At 55.3% G+C, this 16376-nt stretch carries 15 protein-coding genes; all 15 read right to left on the reverse strand.

Translation table 11 applies throughout. From position 1 onward, the window contains the following. Positions 1 to 12: 12 nt before the first annotated feature. Positions 13 to 1338 carry a proline--tRNA ligase gene (gene proS, locus DY252_RS13255; RefSeq protein WP_064789094.1) on the reverse strand — a complete coding sequence of 442 codons (1326 nt, stop codon included), beginning with the start codon at positions 1336 to 1338 and terminating at the stop codon, positions 13 to 15. 150 nt (positions 1339 to 1488) lie between these two features. Continuing rightward, positions 1489 to 1956: a hypothetical protein gene (locus tag DY252_RS13260; RefSeq protein WP_231959726.1), complete on the reverse strand. Its 468-nt coding sequence runs from the start codon at positions 1954 to 1956 to the stop codon at positions 1489 to 1491. Positions 1957 to 2483: 527 nt separating this feature from the next. Continuing rightward, positions 2484 to 2723 carry a DUF1467 family protein gene (locus DY252_RS13265; RefSeq protein WP_064789092.1) on the reverse strand — a complete coding sequence of 80 codons (240 nt, stop codon included), beginning with the start codon at positions 2721 to 2723 and terminating at the stop codon, positions 2484 to 2486. A 126-nt stretch (positions 2724 to 2849) separates the two neighbouring features. Further along, on the reverse strand, positions 2850 to 3254 hold the full coding sequence (gene mce, locus DY252_RS13270) for a methylmalonyl-CoA epimerase (protein WP_008891215.1): 405 nt from the start codon (positions 3252 to 3254) through the stop codon (positions 2850 to 2852). Positions 3255 to 3358: 104 nt separating this feature from the next. Beyond that, on the reverse strand, positions 3359 to 5035 hold the full coding sequence (locus DY252_RS13275; RefSeq protein WP_174713880.1) for a ribonuclease J: 1677 nt from the start codon (positions 5033 to 5035) through the stop codon (positions 3359 to 3361). 73 nt (positions 5036 to 5108) lie between these two features. Then, complete coding sequence (locus DY252_RS13280; RefSeq protein ID WP_008891217.1) at positions 5109 to 5903, reverse strand: type III pantothenate kinase; 795 nt, start codon at positions 5901 to 5903, stop codon at positions 5109 to 5111. A gap of 43 nt (positions 5904 to 5946) precedes the next feature. Further along, complete coding sequence (locus DY252_RS13285) at positions 5947 to 6705, reverse strand: biotin--[acetyl-CoA-carboxylase] ligase (protein ID WP_064789091.1); 759 nt, start codon at positions 6703 to 6705, stop codon at positions 5947 to 5949. A 2-nt stretch (positions 6706 to 6707) separates the two neighbouring features. Beyond that, positions 6708 to 8147: an NADH-quinone oxidoreductase subunit NuoN gene (nuoN, locus tag DY252_RS13290; RefSeq protein WP_231959725.1), complete on the reverse strand. Its 1440-nt coding sequence runs from the start codon at positions 8145 to 8147 to the stop codon at positions 6708 to 6710. Between the two features lie 11 nt (positions 8148 to 8158). Further along, entirely contained in the window at positions 8159 to 9676 is a 1518-nt protein-coding gene (locus tag DY252_RS13295; protein ID WP_008891220.1) for an NADH-quinone oxidoreductase subunit M, read from the reverse strand. Positions 9677 to 9682: 6 nt separating this feature from the next. Then, positions 9683 to 11686, reverse strand: coding sequence for an NADH-quinone oxidoreductase subunit L (gene nuoL / locus DY252_RS13300; RefSeq protein WP_064781502.1), 2004 nt, complete (start codon positions 11684 to 11686; stop codon positions 9683 to 9685). A gap of 7 nt (positions 11687 to 11693) precedes the next feature. Continuing rightward, on the reverse strand, positions 11694 to 12002 hold the full coding sequence (nuoK, locus tag DY252_RS13305) for an NADH-quinone oxidoreductase subunit NuoK (protein ID WP_007089416.1): 309 nt from the start codon (positions 12000 to 12002) through the stop codon (positions 11694 to 11696). Then, positions 12002 to 12610, reverse strand: coding sequence for an NADH-quinone oxidoreductase subunit J (locus DY252_RS13310; RefSeq protein WP_064789089.1), 609 nt, complete (start codon positions 12608 to 12610; stop codon positions 12002 to 12004). The genes nuoK and DY252_RS13310 overlap by 1 nt, the downstream gene beginning before the upstream one ends. Positions 12611 to 12693: 83 nt before the next feature. Beyond that, positions 12694 to 13182 (reverse strand): NADH-quinone oxidoreductase subunit NuoI, encoded by a 489-nt coding sequence (nuoI, locus tag DY252_RS13315; protein ID WP_008891223.1) that lies wholly within the window; start codon positions 13180 to 13182, stop codon positions 12694 to 12696. A 31-nt stretch (positions 13183 to 13213) separates the two neighbouring features. Continuing rightward, the gene (gene nuoH, locus DY252_RS13320) at positions 13214 to 14227 is read right to left on the reverse strand and encodes an NADH-quinone oxidoreductase subunit NuoH (RefSeq protein ID WP_008891224.1); all 1014 of its coding nucleotides are present in this window, start codon (positions 14225 to 14227) and stop codon (positions 13214 to 13216) included. 87 nt (positions 14228 to 14314) lie between these two features. Further along, positions 14315 to 16375, reverse strand: a complete 2061-nt coding sequence (gene nuoG, locus DY252_RS13325) for an NADH-quinone oxidoreductase subunit NuoG (protein ID WP_064789088.1) — start codon at positions 16373 to 16375, stop codon at positions 14315 to 14317. Position 16376 lies beyond the last annotated feature (1 nt).

Here is a 16376-nt window from a genome sequence, read left to right on the forward strand (position 1 = left end):
AAGCATATGTGATCAGGCGCTGAGCTGATTAAGCGCCGCTTCAAAGGTGACTTCGGTTTTCTCACCCGATTTGCGGTTCTTAAGCTCGACAACACCGTTCTTGAGGCCTTTGGGGCCAATGACGATCTGCCAAGGCAAACCGATCAGATCCATATCGGCAAATTTACCACCGGCCCGAATGTCGCGGTCATCATAAAGGACCTCGATCCCGGCATTGGTCAGCTTGGCATAGGCATCTTCACAGGCCGCATCGCATTCATCATCACCGGTACGCAGGTTGATCAGACCAACCTTGTACGGCGCGACAGATTCCGGCCAGATGATGCCGTTTTCATCGTGGGATGCTTCGATCAATGCACCGACAAGGCGCGAAACACCAATGCCGTATGAGCCCATCTGAACCGGAACTTCGGCGCCATCCGGGCCAAGGACGGTTGCGCCCATCGGTTCGGAATATTTGGTACCGAAGTGGAAGATGTGACCGACTTCGATGCCGCGCGTGGTGACAAGATCATCACCAAGGGCCGTTACGGCCTCGTTGCTGGCATCGTGCATTTCTTCGGTCGCGGCGTAATCTTCAAGCGTGCCCTGTACCCAGTTTTCAAGGCCGGTACGATCATTGAGATCAACACCCTTGCCGGTCAGGTCCTTGTCCAGCCACTTCTTGTCGCAGAACACTTCACTTTCGCCGGTATCGGCCAGAATGATGAATTCGTGGCTAAGATCACCACCGATCGGGCCGGTATCGGCCACCATCGGGATCGCCTTGACACCCAGACGGGTGAAGGTCCGGCAATAGGCCAGGAAGATCTTGTTATAGGTGTGACGCGCGCTTTCGTAATCGATATCGAACGAATAAGCGTCTTTCATGTAGAATTCACGACCCCGCATCACGCCGAAGCGCGGGCGGATTTCGTCGCGGAATTTCCACTGGATATGATAAAGCAGCTGCGGCAGCTGTTTATAAGAGCGCACATCCTTGCGGAAAATGTCGGTGATCGCTTCTTCGTTGGTCGGACCAAACAGCATCTTGCGATCATGACGGTCGGTGATGCGCAGCATCTCAAGACCGTAATCATCATAACGACCACTTTCCTGCCACAGCTCGGCCGGTTGAATGGTTGGCATCAGAAGCTCGTTAAAGCCGATCTTGTCCTGTTCTTCGCGAACGATCTGTTCGATCTTTTTAAGAACACGGTGGCCGAGTGGCAGCCAGGAATAGATCCCTGCGGTGAGCTGACGCACCATACCGGCGCGGAGCATCAGACGATGGGACGCAATCTGGGCTTCCGAAGGGGTTTCCTTCAGGGTCGGCAGAAAGAACTGGGAAAGACGCATCAATGCCTCGTGATGATCAGATCTGAATATTTGGGTCTGTAATAACCTTGCCCGGAAAATGCGACAGCAGCGCCCGAAACGCAAGCCGGAACTTGCTTTATATCATCGATGGCTGGTTAAGCGCCAAAGATGGCAAAACAACGACGGCAATCAGCGAAAGCCCGCCTTGCGGCATGCATCAATCAGTTCAGCGTTATTGGCATCATCGCCAAGCGGTTGATCATTGAAATAAACCCGCCCGTTGCGATAGGTGATCCTGCCGATATTCTGTTCGCCGCTGACCCCGTCCGGCACGGTGATCCCGGAATATTTAAAGAAGTCGATGGTGACCGGGAATTCGATTTCCTTGGGCAGCGACTTCAAGATGTTGCTGCCCCCATTCAAATCGGCCGGGGCAACCACATTGCCGCGCACATCAACACCCGGTTTGTACGCCACATCGTCGTCGGGCACATGCGTGACCAATTCCTTGCAGGCAGAGCGCGTGACGATGATCGTTGGTGCCGGTGCCTCACTTGTTGCTGCAGCATCATCCGCAGCACCGCCATCCGTTTGTTCTGTTGCAGAGGGGAATGGGGATTCGTCCTGCGCCTTGGCCGTGATGAGTGGGGACACCATCAGCATCACTGCGGTCACAGGCGCCAATAGTCTGATTTTATGACCAAATCCGGCTTTTGAGATAGATTGGACCAATGAAAACTGGGGCATGATTTAGTTTCGTCCTATCTGTGTGCAGTGCAGCAACGATTCATTTGTGAAGTTTGGTCAAAACATCTTGCATAAAAACGAAACATGTGGCTTTTTAGTCGTCCGCTAACGGCGCAAGATCGTTGCGGTAGGCGTATCGCAGCCGCTCATAATATTGCGGGAGGCTTTGTTCCCAATAAGCATACAAGAAGCAGGCGCGACGTCGAAATAAAACCTGTGCATAAGCCCAGGTCTTAGGAGGAAGTATAAAAAGATTACGGGAAAACAGCTATAAAAATAGCGTCTTAGCAAGATCCTTGTGATCTTGCTTTTTTTTTGCCCCTGCCCCAATCGACGCGCCAAGCCATGATTTTTCTGCAGGGCTCACGACGCACCAAACGACAAAACCCCGCACAAAATGTTGCGGGGTTTTATGTTTCCGGATTGGGTGAAGCGCCTTATTGCGGCGGTCGAACTTCGATCATGCCGCTGGTGATGACAAACAATGCGACCACCCACAGGATTGCCGAAATCAGACTGGTGGCGAGGATCTTTTTCCACATATGCGGTTTTTCCGGTGCGCCACTGTCATGGCCCGGTTCAACATTTTCGACCCGCTTCACGCCGACCGGCAGCACCATGAACAGAACCAGCCACCAGATAACGATGTAAACAAGAAGTCCGGAAAACCAGTTCATAGGGGGTGCCTTCAGGTTGGATGCAGCATCTGAATGTTTAAAAGACGATAGAAACGCCCGACCTGTTTTGCAAGGCCGGACGTTGTGAGGCGGATCTCGTGAGGGGCTAAAGCGTTTTGCGTTTAATCAAACCTGTTCGAGTTCGACCAGGGTTCCGTTAAAGTCCTTGGGATGCAAAAACAGAACCGGCTTGCCATGGGCACCGATCTTGGGTTCACCATCACCCAGAACACGTGCACCACTTGCCTGCAGCTTGTCGCGCGCAGCCAGAATATCATCGACCTCGTAGCAGACATGATGAATGCCGCCCGACGCGTTCTTTTCAAGGAAACCCTTGATCGGGGAGTTGTCCCCCAACGGATAGAGCAGTTCGATCTTGGTATTGGGCAGTTCGACGAACACAACCGTCACGCCGTGATCGGGTTCGTCTTGCGGCTCCGAGACCTTTGCGCCCAGAACATCGCGATATTGCGCAATCCCGGCCTCAAGGTCCGGCACAGCAATCGCAACGTGGTTCAGCCGTCCAATCATGGTGTTCTCCTAACGTCTTCAGTCTGCCCGATTGACGCCAATCTAGGATAGCTGCGCGTTCAGAGACAACTGCGCTTTTGGTCGAATGCCCGTTACTTGGCGGATCATCCCTGCTCTTTCACGCGCGCCAGATGCACTTCAATCAACGGGCGTTTGCCCATACGTTGACGCACCGGACGGCGCAAAGCCTGACGGACAGCAAGGATCACCGTGGCATCGTCCATGACTTCTTCGTCATTAAGCTGATCAATGCGATTGCCGATTTCAGCTGCAAATTGATCCAGACGGGTTTCTTCGCCGGGCTCGTCAAACAAGCTGGGGGCTGTGATCATCGGTTCTTTGACCATTTCGCCAAACTGGTTGAGCACCACGGTCACAAACATCACGCCGTTCCAGACGATGCGATTGCGGTTACGGAAGGTATCGGCATCGCGTTTAAGCAACCGGCCGCCATCAAGGGCGAGAACGCCGGCCTCTGCCACGCCAATGACGTGGGCATCGCCGGGCGCCAGCCGAATAACCGTGCCGTCATGCGGGATGACCTGTTCGGGGATCTGGCATTCCGCACCAAGGGCGGCCTGTTCGCACAGATGGCGGGTTTCGCCATGCACGGGCACCAGGATTTTCGGGCGGGTCAGCTGATACATTCGCGTCAGGTCTTCACGGCCAGGATGGCCCGATACGTGGATCGGTTCATCACGCGCGGTGATGACTTTGACGCCACGGCGGATCAGCAGGTTCTGGATATAGCCGATCGACTTTTCATTGCCCGGAATTTCACGCGCCGAGAACACAACCGTATCGCCCGGATCGAGTTGAACGGTGGGATGATCGCCCTTGGCAATGCGCGACAATGCAGCACGTGGTTCGCCCTGTGACCCGGTGCACAGCAAAAGCACCTGATCCTTGGGCACTTCCATCGCATCTTCGTCGGTCAGAAGGTTCGGATAGCCTTTAAGATAGCCCACTTCGCGCGCGGCCTCTGTTACGCGGTTAAGCGACCGGCCGGCAAGCCCGACACAGCGGCCGTTTTCGTGGGCGGCTTCGATCACCGACTGCACACGGGCAACGTTGGTGGCAAAGCAGGCAACGGCAATGCGCCCCTGCGGATGTTCGGCGAACAGTTTGGACAGGTTCTTGGCAACGTCGCCTTCGGAGCCTGTTTTGCCCTCTGAGAACACATTGGTCGAATCACACACCAGCGCCATGACGCCTTCGTCGCCCAGTGCTTCGAGCTTTTTGACATCCGATGCCTCGCCAATCTGGGGATCGGGATCGAACTTCCAGTCGCCGGTATGGACAATCAGGCCTTTAGGCGTGCGGATGGCAAGGGCGTTGGGCTCCAGGATCGAGTGCGTCATGGTGACGAATTCGATATCAAAGCAACCAAGCTGGAACCGCCCGCCCAGTTCGATCACATGGATCGGCACCTGGTCGGCAAAATCGGTTTCGGACAGCTTGGCCTTAAGAAATTCGGCGGCAAACGGGGTGGCGTAAATCGGGCATTTCAAGCGCGGCCACAGATATGGCACCGCGCCCAGGTGATCTTCGTGCGCGTGGGTCAGGACCAAGCCAAGCAGCTTGTCCTTGCGTTCCTCGATAAAGGTCGGGTCGGGCATGACCACATCGACGCCCGGCAGGCCTTCCTCGCCGAACGAAACCCCCATATCGACCATCAACCATTGATCGTCATAGCCATAAAGGTTCAGGTTCATGCCAATTTCGCCGGAACCTCCGAGCGGCACGAACAAAACGTCATCTTTTGGCAAATACAAATCCACGGAAGCTATATCCTTTGTTTTCGGCGCATCAATTACATGCGGGATAATCGTTCCCCTTGCGTCACGCAAGTCTTTATCCTGTAGGCCGTTCGGTCTGCTGGCTGTTGCGACGATAGATCATCAACAAACCCAGCATCGTCAGATCACCGTGCAGATATTCAATTTCATCAACCGCCTTGGTAAAGAGCGGCGCAAGCCCACCGGTTGCCACGACTTTCATCTGGTCGACATTTTGCTGTTGGCGAATACGCGCAAGCAACCCTTCGATCATCGAGACATAGCCCCAGTAGACCCCCGACTGCATGGCTTCGACCGTGTTCTTGCCCACCACACTGCGCGGGGCTTCAATCGCGACCATCGGCAACTGGGCAGCCGCCATATGCAGGGCCTTGATCGACAGGTTAACACCCGGCGCAATCACACCGCCAAGGTAATCACCATTGCCATCGACAACGTCAAAGGTCGTGGCCGTCCCGAAATCAAGCACCACCAGCGGCCCGCCAAACAGTTCATGGGCAGCAATCGCGTTGACAAGACGGTCAGCGCCCACCTCGCTCGGTCGGTCCATGATGATTTTCATATCAAGATTGACCGCAGGATCGCCGACAACCATCGGTTCAACATTGAAATAGCGGCGACACAGGGTCTTGAGGCTGAATTCAGCAGCCGGAACCACGGTGGCAATAATCGCCCCCGTAATCGCATCCTTGGGCACGCCAGACAGCGTGAAAAGATGGTGCAACCACACGCCCAACTCGTCCGCGGTGCGTTCGGTGGTGGTGGAACAGCGCCACTGGCCCTTGATGGTATCGCCATCAAAAACCGCAAAGACGATGTTGGTGTTCCCGGCGTCAATCGCAAGCAACATGATGCTTACAAGCCTCCGCTACAAAGCAAGCTATTTGGTGATATCAGGCGGCAAAGAACACTTCGCCAGCCCCGATGCGGTGCTCAAAACCGCTGTCTTCTCTTAGGATAAGTTCGCCACCCTCATCAAGCCCGACGAAAGTTCCCTGAAGTTCGCGTTCGGTCAAACGGGCAACAACCGGTTTGCCAATGCCATATCCGCGCGCCAGCCAGGCTTCGCGGATCGGTGCAAAACCATCCTGTTCCCAGATCGGCAACCAGTGCGCAACACGCGCCACATAGGTCGTTACCAGATCCGTAACCGAAACCGGGGAGCCCGACGCCGCCAATGAGGTTGCCGGGCGTTCGGCATCGTCGGGGAAAAAGGCGACATTCACCCCTGCCCCGATCACAAGGTAATCGGTTGCGGCCCCCTGATTGGAGGCACTTTCAAGCAGGATACCGCAAATCTTGCGATCATTGACCATCAGGTCATTGGGCCATTTGCAATCCGGGCGGACCATGCCGCCGGTGACGGTTTCAACCGCCTCGGCCATGGCAACAGCAATCAGGAAGGTCAGACGGGCGGCTTCGGCCAGTGAACAGGTCGGACGCAGCAACAGCGACGAATACAGATTACCCACCGGTGACGACCAGGCACGGCCACGGCGGCCACGTCCGGAAGTCTGGGTTCTGGCTATAACAAGGGCGCCACTTTGGGCGCCCTTGTCTGCGAGGCGCTTGGCCTCTTCATTCGTGCTGTCGACCGCTTCCAGTTCGTGAAGGGTGAAACCTTCGGGAAGACGGATCGTTCGCAATGCCATTCTTACATCCCAAACAGCGATGCCGCGGCAACAGCTGCACTATCCATCAGCGGGTTCGGGAAGAAGACGAAGGCCAGGATGATGATCGTGGCAACCGCCATGATGACATTCATCTCGGTACCATTGCGATCAAAGCCTTCGACCGGCTCGTCGAAATACATGACCTTGATGATACGCAGGTAGTAATAGGCACTGACGACCGAGGTCACGAGGCCAATTACTGCAAGCGTCACAAGACCGGAATCGACGGCTGCCTTGAAGACATAGAACTTGCCAAAGAAGCCAGCCAGCGGCGGGATACCTGCCATCGAGAACATGAAGATCGCAGTGATCGCAGCCATCAGCGGCTTGGTTTTCGCAAGACCGGCGAGATCGGTGATTTCCTCGTTCATGCGGTCGTTACGACGCATGCACAGGATGACGGCAAAGGTGCCAAGGTTCATGACAAGGTAAATACCCAGATAAACCAGAACACCGGTGACACCTTCCTGCGTGCCTGCGGCCAGACCGACAAGTGCGAAACCAACGTGACCGATGGACGAATAGGCCATCAGACGTTTGATGTTTTCCTGACGGAGTGCAGCAAACGAACCAACCGCCATCGACAGGATGGAGATCAGGACAATGATCTGCTGCCAGTCTTCAACAGCACCGCCAAACGGACCAACGGCAACGCGGATGAACAGCGCCAGGCCGGCAATCTTCGGGGCAACCGCAAAGAAGGACGTGACCGGGGTCGGCGCACCTTCATAAACGTCCGGGGTCCACATGTGGAACGGAACAGCGGAAACCTTGAAGCACAGACCGGCAAAGATGAAGGCCAGACCAACCAGCGCACCCAGCGGCAGTTCACCACCGACAAGCGTATTGCCAAGAACAGTGAAGTTCGTGGTGCCGGTGAAGCCATAGACCATTGACATGCCATACAGCAGGATACCCGAGGCGATCGAACCGAGGATGAAGTATTTCAGACCCGATTCCGTCGAACGCACGGTGTCACGGCGGATTGCCGCAACAACATAAAGCGCAAGTGACTGCAGTTCGAGGCCAAGATACAGCGACAGCATATCGGTTGCCGATACCATCGCCATCATGCCAAGGGTGGCAAGAGAGATCAGGATCGGGAACTCGAAGCGTGCCATGTTTTCACGCTCGGCAAAGTTCATGGCCATAATGATACCGGTTGCAGAACCGATCAGGATCAGAACCTTGCAGAACTTGGCAAACGGATCAGCGCTGAACTGACCAAAGAATGCCGAACCACCATCACCCATCACCACCAGTGCAATGGTAATGACCTGGGCGGCAACTGCCAGCCAGGATACGGTGCGGAAGGATTTGTCCTTGCCGGCGAAAACCCCAAGCATCAACAGCGCCAAGGCAGAAACTGCCATAAACATTTCGGGCAGCGCGGCCCCGAGGTTGAGCATAGAAACTCCCATGTTCATTCCCCTCAATTCGCAGCCAGCTGGGCGGCTTGTGCCGCTGCAGCCTGGGCCGTTTCGACCTGGTTGACGAGGTTCTCAACCGAGACATGCATGATGTCGAGGAAGGAGACCGGATAGACCCCCATCCACAGAACGATGATCACCAGCGGTGCAAAGATAATCCATTCACGCGGGCTCAGATCGAGGATGGTTTTCAGGTTCTCTTTGGTGAGTGCCCCGAAAATAATCCGGCGATAGAGATACAGCGCATAGGCCGCACCAAGGATCAGACCGGTTGCCGCAAAGAAGGCGACCCAGGTGTTGGCTTCGAACGCACCGAGAAGTGCGAGGATTTCGCCAACGAACCCACCCGTCCCCGGCAGACCAACCGATGCCATGGTGAAGAACATGAAGATCAGTGCGTAGCTCGGCATACGGTGGACAAGACCACCATAGGCGTCGATTTCACGGGTATGGATACGGTCATAGACCACACCGACACACAGGAAGAGTGCACCGGAAACCACACCGTGGCTGAGCATCTGGAAGATCGAACCTTCGATACCATGCTGGTTAAAGGTGAATGCACCGATGGTAACAATCCCCATATGGGCGACCGACGAATATGCAATCAGCTTTTTCATGTCCTGCTGCGCAAGGGCGACCAGCGACGTATAGATGATTGCAACAATCGACAGCGTGAAGACGAGCGGTGCGAAGGTTTCAGATGCCAGCGGCATCATCGGCAGCGAGAAACGCAGGAAACCGTAACCACCCATTTTCAACAGCACGCCAGCCAGGATCACAGAACCAGCCGTCGGTGCCTCAACGTGGGCATCAGGCAGCCAGGTATGGACCGGCCACATCGGCACCTTGACGGCGAACGATGCAAAGAAGGCCAGCCACAGCCAGAGCTGCATATTATAATCGAAGCCGTATTCCATCAGGGTCGGGATATCGGTGGTGCCCGCTTCGAAATACATCGCAAGCAGTGCCACCAGCATCAGGACCGAACCAAGAAGGGTATAAAGGAACAGCTTGAATGCCGCATAGACGCGACGCTGACCACCCCAGACGCCGATGATGATGAACATCGGGATCAGGACGCCTTCGAAGAACAGATAGAACAGCAGACCGTCAAGGGCACTGAACATACCGACCATCATCGTTTCAAGAACGAGGAAGGCGATCATGTATTCCTTCACGCGCTTCTGGATGGCTTCCCATGCCGACAGGATACAAATCGGTGTGAGGAAGGTCGCAAGCAGGACGAAGAGAACGGAAATACCGTCAACGCCCATGTGATAGGAAATGTTCAGACCCGGCATCCAGTCCGCCTGTTCGACGAACTGGAAATCTGCGGTCGTTGCATCGAAGTTCACCCACAGCATCAAGGATACGAGGAACGTGAACCCCGAGGTCCAAAGCGCAACCCAACGGGAATTGCGGGCAACAGTCGCCTCTTCACCATTGATCAGCAGCAGCAGGGCTGCACCGACCAGTGGCAGGAAAGTGACGATCGAAAGAATTGGCCAATCACTCATCGCCCGTTAACCCATCTTCCAAATTGTGTAGGAGACCAGCGCTGCAATGCCGATCAGCATCGCAAATGCATAGTGATAGACGAAACCACTCTGAATGGCGCTGACGCGACGTGCGATGTTACGGCAAGCAGCAGCAACACCATCCGGACCGCAACCATCAATGATGGCACCATCCCCTGATTTCCAGAAGCCATAGCCCAAAGCAAAGGCGGGCTTGACGAAAATCTTGTCATAGAGTTCGTCGAAGTACCATTTGTTCAGCGCGAAGCGGTAAACACCGTTGAAGGTGTTGGCCAGCGTGCGCGGAAGCGACGGCACGAGCTTGTACATGACAATCGCAAGCGACAGACCGGTGATCATGGCAACAAACGGTGCCCATTTCACCCAACCCGGAACATGGTGTGCATTTTCCAGAGCGTTGTGACCTTCGGCCATGAAGAGTGCGCCATTCCAGAAGGTCAGCATTTCTTCAAAGTCGCCGCCACCGAACCAGTCCTTGGCGAACCAGCCGGCAAAGACAGCACCGACGGTCAGGAACAGGAGCGGACCGGTCATGATCGCCGGGCTTTCATGCACGTGCGCCATGGTGCGTTCATCAGCGCGCGGTGCGCCAAAGAAGGTCAGGAAGATCAGACGCCAGCTATAGAACGAGGTCATCAGAGCCGCAAGGATACCCGCCCAGAACGCATACAGGCCAACGCCGGTATGTGCCCCATAGGCGCTTTCAAGGATAAGGTCCTTGGAATAGTAACCCGCAAAGCCCGGAACACCGGTAATCGCAAGCGTCCCAATCACCATCACAGCAAAGGTCAGCGGAACCATTTTGGCAATGCCGCCCATCTTGCGCATGTCCTGTTCATCGGACATGGCATGGATGACAGAACCGGCACCAAGGAACAGAAGCGCCTTGAAGAAGCCGTGTGTCATCAGGTGGAAGACACCCGCCGAATAAGCCGACACGCCGCAGGCAAAAAACATATAGCCCAGCTGCGAACAGGTCGAATAGGCAATGACGCGCTTGATGTCGTTCTGAACACAGCCGATGGTGGCTGCGAAGAACGCAGTCGACGCACCAACGATGGTCACGATCATCAGGGTGGTTTCAGCATATTCAAAGATCGGCGACAGACGCGCGACCATGAACACACCGGCCGTCACCATGGTTGCCGCGTGAATAAGCGCGGAAACCGGGGTCGGGCCTTCCATTGCGTCCGGAAGCCAGGTGTGCAGACCAAGCTGTGCCGATTTACCCATCGCACCGATGAACAGCAGGAAGCAGGTAATCTCGAGTGCGGAGAATTCATGGCCCAGGAACATCAGGGTTGTGCCCGCGACTTCTTCGGCATTGCCAAAGATGACGTCGAACTGAACGCTGTCGAACAGGACATAAACCGCAAAGATACCAAGGGCAAAGCCGAAGTCACCGACACGGTTGACGATGAAGGCTTTCATCGCAGCAGCCGATGCCGACGGTTTGGAATACCAGAAGCCGATCAGAAGGTAAGACGCCAGACCAACGCCTTCCCAGCCGAAGAACAGCTGGATCAAGTTGTCGGCGGTAATCAGCATCAGCATCGCAAAGGTGAACAGGCTGAGATACGCCATGAAGCGCGGCTTGTCCGGGTCATGCGACATATAGCCGATGGAATAGATGTGAACCATCGAGGACACGCCGGTGACAACAATCAGCATCACACAGGTCAGCGTATCAATACGCAGCGACCAGGACGCATCGAAGCTGCCCGAGGAAATCCAGGTAAACAGTTCAATCACAACCGGGTTGCCACCCAGGGCAACATCGACAAAGGCAAAGATCGAAATCACAAAGGCAATCACAACACCGGCGACGGTGACGAGCTGTGCCAGACGATCAGACGCGGACACACCATGATGGTGATGACCATGGCTGTCATGCGGGGCATCCTTTGCGGTCGACATGGCGCCGACCAGCGTGATGGCCCCGGCAAGGATTGCCGCGATCAGGGGCAGGAATACAATCAACGGATACATATCTGCCTTACCCCTTCATCATGTTGATGTCTTCAACCGCGATGGTGCCGCGGTTACGGAAATAGACGACCAGGATCGCCAGACCAATTGCCGCTTCAGCCGCAGCAACCGTCAGAACGAAGATGGTAAATACCTGTCCGACGAGGTCGCCGAGGAACGACGAGAACGCGACCAGATTGATATTGACCGCCAGCAGCATCAGCTCGATCGACATCATGATGATGATGACGTTCTTGCGGTTCATGAAGATGCCGAAGATCCCGAGTGTGAAAAGGATCGCCGCGACGGTCAGATAATGTGCAAGACCGATTTCCATCAGATCCCCCTTCCGACCGGAACTTTTTTGACTTCAAGCGTATCAGCGCGGGTACGCTTGACCTGCTCGGAGATTTTCTGACGACGGACACCTTCACGGTGACGCAGTGTCAGGACAATTGCGCCAATCATCGCAACAAGCAGAACCAGACCAGCCGCCTGGAAGATGTATGCGTAATCGGTGTAGATCAGTTGACCGAGTGCCTCGACGTTGGTCAGACCTGCCGGTGTCGGCTGCGCGAGAACCGCGACCGCCTCGTCGGTTAGGGTCCAGCCAACGCCAACCAATGCCAGTTCGACAAACAGAACAACCGCGATCAGAACACCGATCGGCAGGTAGTTCAAAAAGCCCTGACGCATTTCGACAAAGTTAATGTCGAGCATCATGACGACGAACAGGAACAGGACTGCAACCGCGCCGACATAGACGACGACAAGCAGCATGGCGAGAAACTCGGCACCCAGCAGGACGAAAAGTCCGGCTGCGTTAAAGAATGTCAAGATCAGCAACAGTACCGAATGCACCGGGTTGCGAACGGTCACAACCGCAGTCGCGGACAAAACCGCGACGGTAGCAAACAGGTAAAAAGCCAAAGCCTGTACGACCATAAGGTACCCCCTTGGCGAACCGTTGTTGCCCCAATGGCTTACAACGGCCCATGAACTCTCTTTCTAACGATCAGACGCGACACTTACCGATAAGGTGCGTCTGCCTCCAATCGTGCAGCAAGCTCGGCTTCCCAACGCTCGCCGTTTGCCAGCAGCTTGTCCTTGTCATAGAACAGCTCCTCGCGGTTTTCGGTTGCGAACTCGAAGTTCGGACCTTCGACGATGGCATCCACCGGGCAGGCTTCCTCGCAGAAGCCACAGTAAATGCATTTCGTCATATCAATGTCGTAACGCGTGGTACGACGCGAACCGTCATTGCGCGGTTCGACCTCAATGGTGATGGCCTGTGCCGGGCAAATGGCTTCGCAAAGTTTGCAGGCGATGCAACGCTCTTCGCCGTTCGGGTAACGGCGCAGTGCGTGTTCGCCACGGAAACGCGGGCTCAGCGGACCTTTTTCATACGGGTAGTTGATCGTCACCTTGGGCTTGAACATGTATTTCAAGGTGAGCGCCATTCCCGAAACGAGTTCCGCGAGCAGGAAGCTCCGGGCCGTCCGATCAATAAATGACATCGTTTACCTCTCTCTTTCCGATGCGCGGCGATCAGGCCGGGACCTTGTCAAAAACAACGAGGAACGTGGCAACCAGCATGACCCATGCGAAGGACAGTGGCAGGAAGATTTTCCAGCCCAGACGCATCAGTTGGTCATAACGGTAACGCGGGAAGGTTGCACGGACCCACAGGAAGATGAACAGAACGAAGCAGATCTTGATGATGAACCAGATTGCGCCCGGGATGAATTCGAGGAACGGCAACGGCGCGCTCCAGCCACCCAGGAACAGAATGGCGCACAGGCCACTCATTAGGATCATGTTCGCGTATTCACCCAGGAAGAACAGCGCAAAGGTCATCGCCGAATAGTCGACGTTATAACCCGAGACCAGTTCGGCTTCCGCTTCGGGAAGGTCAAACGGTGCGCGGTTGGTTTCTGCCAGAATGGATACGATGAAGACGATGAACATCGGGAAGTGATAAACGAAGTTCCACTCCCAGATACCACCGACCTGCCCGCGGACAATGTCGCTGAGGTTCAGCGAACCGGTCGTCAGCAGAACCGAGATGATGATCAGGCCAATCGAAATCTCGTACGAAACCATCTGGGCGCCGGAACGCAGCGCACCAAGGAAGGCGTATTTGGAGTTCGATGCCCAACCGGCCATCACGATACCGTAAACACCCAGCGAAGAAATCGCGAAGATGTAAAGAATACCGACATTCAGATCGGCCAGAACCATGCCCTCGTCGAACGGAATAACCGCCCAGGCAATGATTGCCAGAATAAAGGTCAGCATCGGGGCGATGATGAACACGCCCTTGTTCGCGCTGCTCGGAATGATTGTTTCTTTCAGAAACAGCTTCAAACCATCGGCAAGCGGCTGCAGAAGGCCAAACGGCCCCACAACGTTCGGGCCCTTACGGAGCTGAATAGCACCGATGACCTTACGCTCGGCGTAGGTCAGATAGGCGACAGCACCCAGCAACGGCAGAACAATCGCCAGAATTTTGGCGACGATCCAGACGAGCGGTTCAATATATCCGTCCCAAAGAAGTTCCATCGGTCAAACCGTATCTTTTGCGTTTCGTCCCAAAATTGGGACACCCCCTTGCGGGATGAGCGACGATCAGATCGTCGCTCCCCTTACTCAGGCAACCTTCTCGGCAGCCGCATCCTTGACAAAGGCCTCAGTACATTTGGCCATCGTCACCGAAGCACGGCTGATCGGGTCGGTCATATAGAAATTGCGAACCGGCGATACAAAGCCATCAGACTTCATGTCACCTGACACACCGAAATCGGTCCATTCTGCCTTGGTCGGAACATTCAGCGACGCAAAGGTCGGGCTGAGTTCCACCATACGCGAGCGAACGGCATCGATATTGTTGTATGGCAGGGTCAGATCCAGCGCACCGGAAAGTGCACGGACAATCGCCCAGTCCTCACGCGCGTCACCAACCGGGAAGATCGCACGCCAGCCCTGCTGGGCGCGGCCTTCGGTGTTGACATAGGTGCCATTCTTTTCGGTGTAAGCAGCCCCCGGCAGGATCACGTCGGCTGCCTGCGCACCGGCATCACCCATTGCACCCTGGTAAATGACAAATGCCTTTTCCAGTTTGCTCATGTCGACTTCGTCAGCACCCAGAAGATAGACAACCTCGATATCGCCTTTGGCGGCACCATCGAGAATGTCATTGGTTGCCAGGCCGCCCTCACCCGGCACGAAGCCAAGATCAAGACCGCCGACACGCGATGCCGCGGTGTGCAGAACGTTAAAGCCGTTCCACTCACCGGAAACCATGCCGTATTTCTCGGCAATGGCGCGGGTGGCAGCAAGAACCGCGTCACCGTCTTCACGGTTAAGCGCGCCCATACCGACAATGATCATCGGCTTTTCAGAAGCCTTGAGAACCTTGGCGAACTCGTTCTTGCCATCCAGGATTTCCTGGAGGGTTTCCGGACCCGCACCAAGATAATCGTTCTTGTAGGTCGGATCCCACTTTTCACCAATGATGCCGACTTTGAAATCGCCAGCGGTCGTGCGCCAGCGTTTGCGCAGACGCGAATTGATGATCGGTGCTTCGGCACGGACATTGGCACCAACGATCAGGCAGGCATCTGCCTCGTCAATACCGGCAATCGTGCTGTTGAAGATATAGGAGGCACGCGGGCCACCAATCTTCGAGCCGTCCTGACGGCAATCAAGGTTCGGCGAACCAAGCTTATCCATCAGGTCTTTCAGCGCGGTCATCGTTTCACAATCGACCGTGTCACCCGCAAGGGCGGCAATTTTCTTGCCGTCCAGACCAGAAACCTTTGCCTTGATCGCAGCAAATGCTTCGTCCCAGCTTGCCGGCTGCAGCTTGCCATCCTTGCGAACATACGGACGGTCAAGGCGCTGACGTTTCAGGCCATCAATGGCGTAACGGGTTTTGTCCGAAATCCATTCTTCGTTGATGTCTTCGTTGGTGCGCGGCAGAACACGCATCACTTCGCCGGTACGGGCATCGATACGAATGTTCGAGCCAACAGCGTCCATGACATCGACGCTATCGGTTTTCTTGAGCTCCCACGGACGCGCGGTAAACGCATACGGCTTGGAAGTCAGAGCACCGACTGGGCACAGGTCAACCAGGTTGCCTGAAAGCTCGGAGTTGATGGAGGCTTCGATATACGGTCCGACTTCGGTGTCCTCGCCACGGTAAACAGCACCCATGGTGCCGACACCGGCGACTTCCTCGGAGAAGCGAACGCAACGGGTGCAGTGGATGCAACGGGTCATGATCGTTTTGACGATCGGGCCCAGTTCCTTGTCCTTTACCGCACGTTTTTTCTCGGCGTAACGTGAAGAGTCAAAACCATAGGCCATTGCCTGGTCCTGAAGATCACATTCACCACCCTGGTCACAAATCGGGCAATCCAGCGGATGGTTGATCAGCAGGAATTCCATCACGCCGTTGCGTGCCTTTTTCACAAGGTCGGAATCGGTTTTGATCACCATTCCATCTGCCGCAGGCATGGCGCAGGATGCGACCGGTTTCGGCGCACGTTCCATTTCCACCAAACACATACGGCAGTTGCCGGCGATTGACAGGCGTTCGTGATAGCAGAAACGCGGGATTTCCTTACCGGCCTCTTCACAGGCCTGAAGGACTGTCGCCCCGACTTCTACTTCAACTTCAATACCGTCAACTGTTAGTTTCGGCATG

It is taken from the genome of Thalassospira indica, from assembly GCF_003403095.1.
Taxonomy (GTDB): domain Bacteria; phylum Pseudomonadota; class Alphaproteobacteria; order Rhodospirillales; family Thalassospiraceae; genus Thalassospira; species Thalassospira indica.

Bases quoted from the DNA above. Each gene is read 5' to 3' on its own strand.
- proS (WP_064789094.1), bottom strand. From the start codon at position 1,338: ATGCGTCTTTCCCAGTTCTTTCTGCCGACCCTGAAGGAAACCCCTTCG.
- DY252_RS13260 (WP_231959726.1), bottom strand. From the start codon at position 1,956: ATGGTGTCCCCACTCATCACGGCCAAGGCGCAGGACGAATCCCCATTC.
- DY252_RS13265 (WP_064789092.1), bottom strand. From the start codon at position 2,723: ATGAACTGGTTTTCCGGACTTCTTGTTTACATCGTTATCTGGTGGCTG.
- mce (WP_008891215.1), bottom strand. From the start codon at position 3,254: ATGATTGGACGGCTGAACCACGTTGCGATTGCTGTGCCGGACCTTGAG.
- DY252_RS13280 (WP_008891217.1), bottom strand. From the start codon at position 5,903: ATGTTGCTTGCGATTGACGCCGGGAACACCAACATCGTCTTTGCGGTT.
- DY252_RS13285 (WP_064789091.1), bottom strand. From the start codon at position 6,705: ATGGCATTGCGAACGATCCGTCTTCCCGAAGGTTTCACCCTTCACGAA.
- nuoN (WP_231959725.1), bottom strand. From the start codon at position 8,147: ATGGGAGTTTCTATGCTCAACCTCGGGGCCGCGCTGCCCGAAATGTTT.
- DY252_RS13295 (WP_008891220.1), bottom strand. From the start codon at position 9,676: ATGAGTGATTGGCCAATTCTTTCGATCGTCACTTTCCTGCCACTGGTC.
- nuoL (WP_064781502.1), bottom strand. From the start codon at position 11,686: ATGTATCCGTTGATTGTATTCCTGCCCCTGATCGCGGCAATCCTTGCC.
- nuoK (WP_007089416.1), bottom strand. From the start codon at position 12,002: ATGGAAATCGGTCTTGCACATTATCTGACCGTCGCGGCGATCCTTTTC.
- DY252_RS13310 (WP_064789089.1), bottom strand. From the start codon at position 12,610: ATGGTCGTACAGGCTTTGGCTTTTTACCTGTTTGCTACCGTCGCGGTT.
- nuoI (WP_008891223.1), bottom strand. From the start codon at position 13,182: ATGTCATTTATTGATCGGACGGCCCGGAGCTTCCTGCTCGCGGAACTC.
- nuoH (WP_008891224.1), bottom strand. From the start codon at position 14,227: ATGGAACTTCTTTGGGACGGATATATTGAACCGCTCGTCTGGATCGTC.
- nuoG (WP_064789088.1), bottom strand. From the start codon at position 16,375: ATGCCGAAACTAACAGTTGACGGTATTGAAGTTGAAGTAGAAGTCGGG.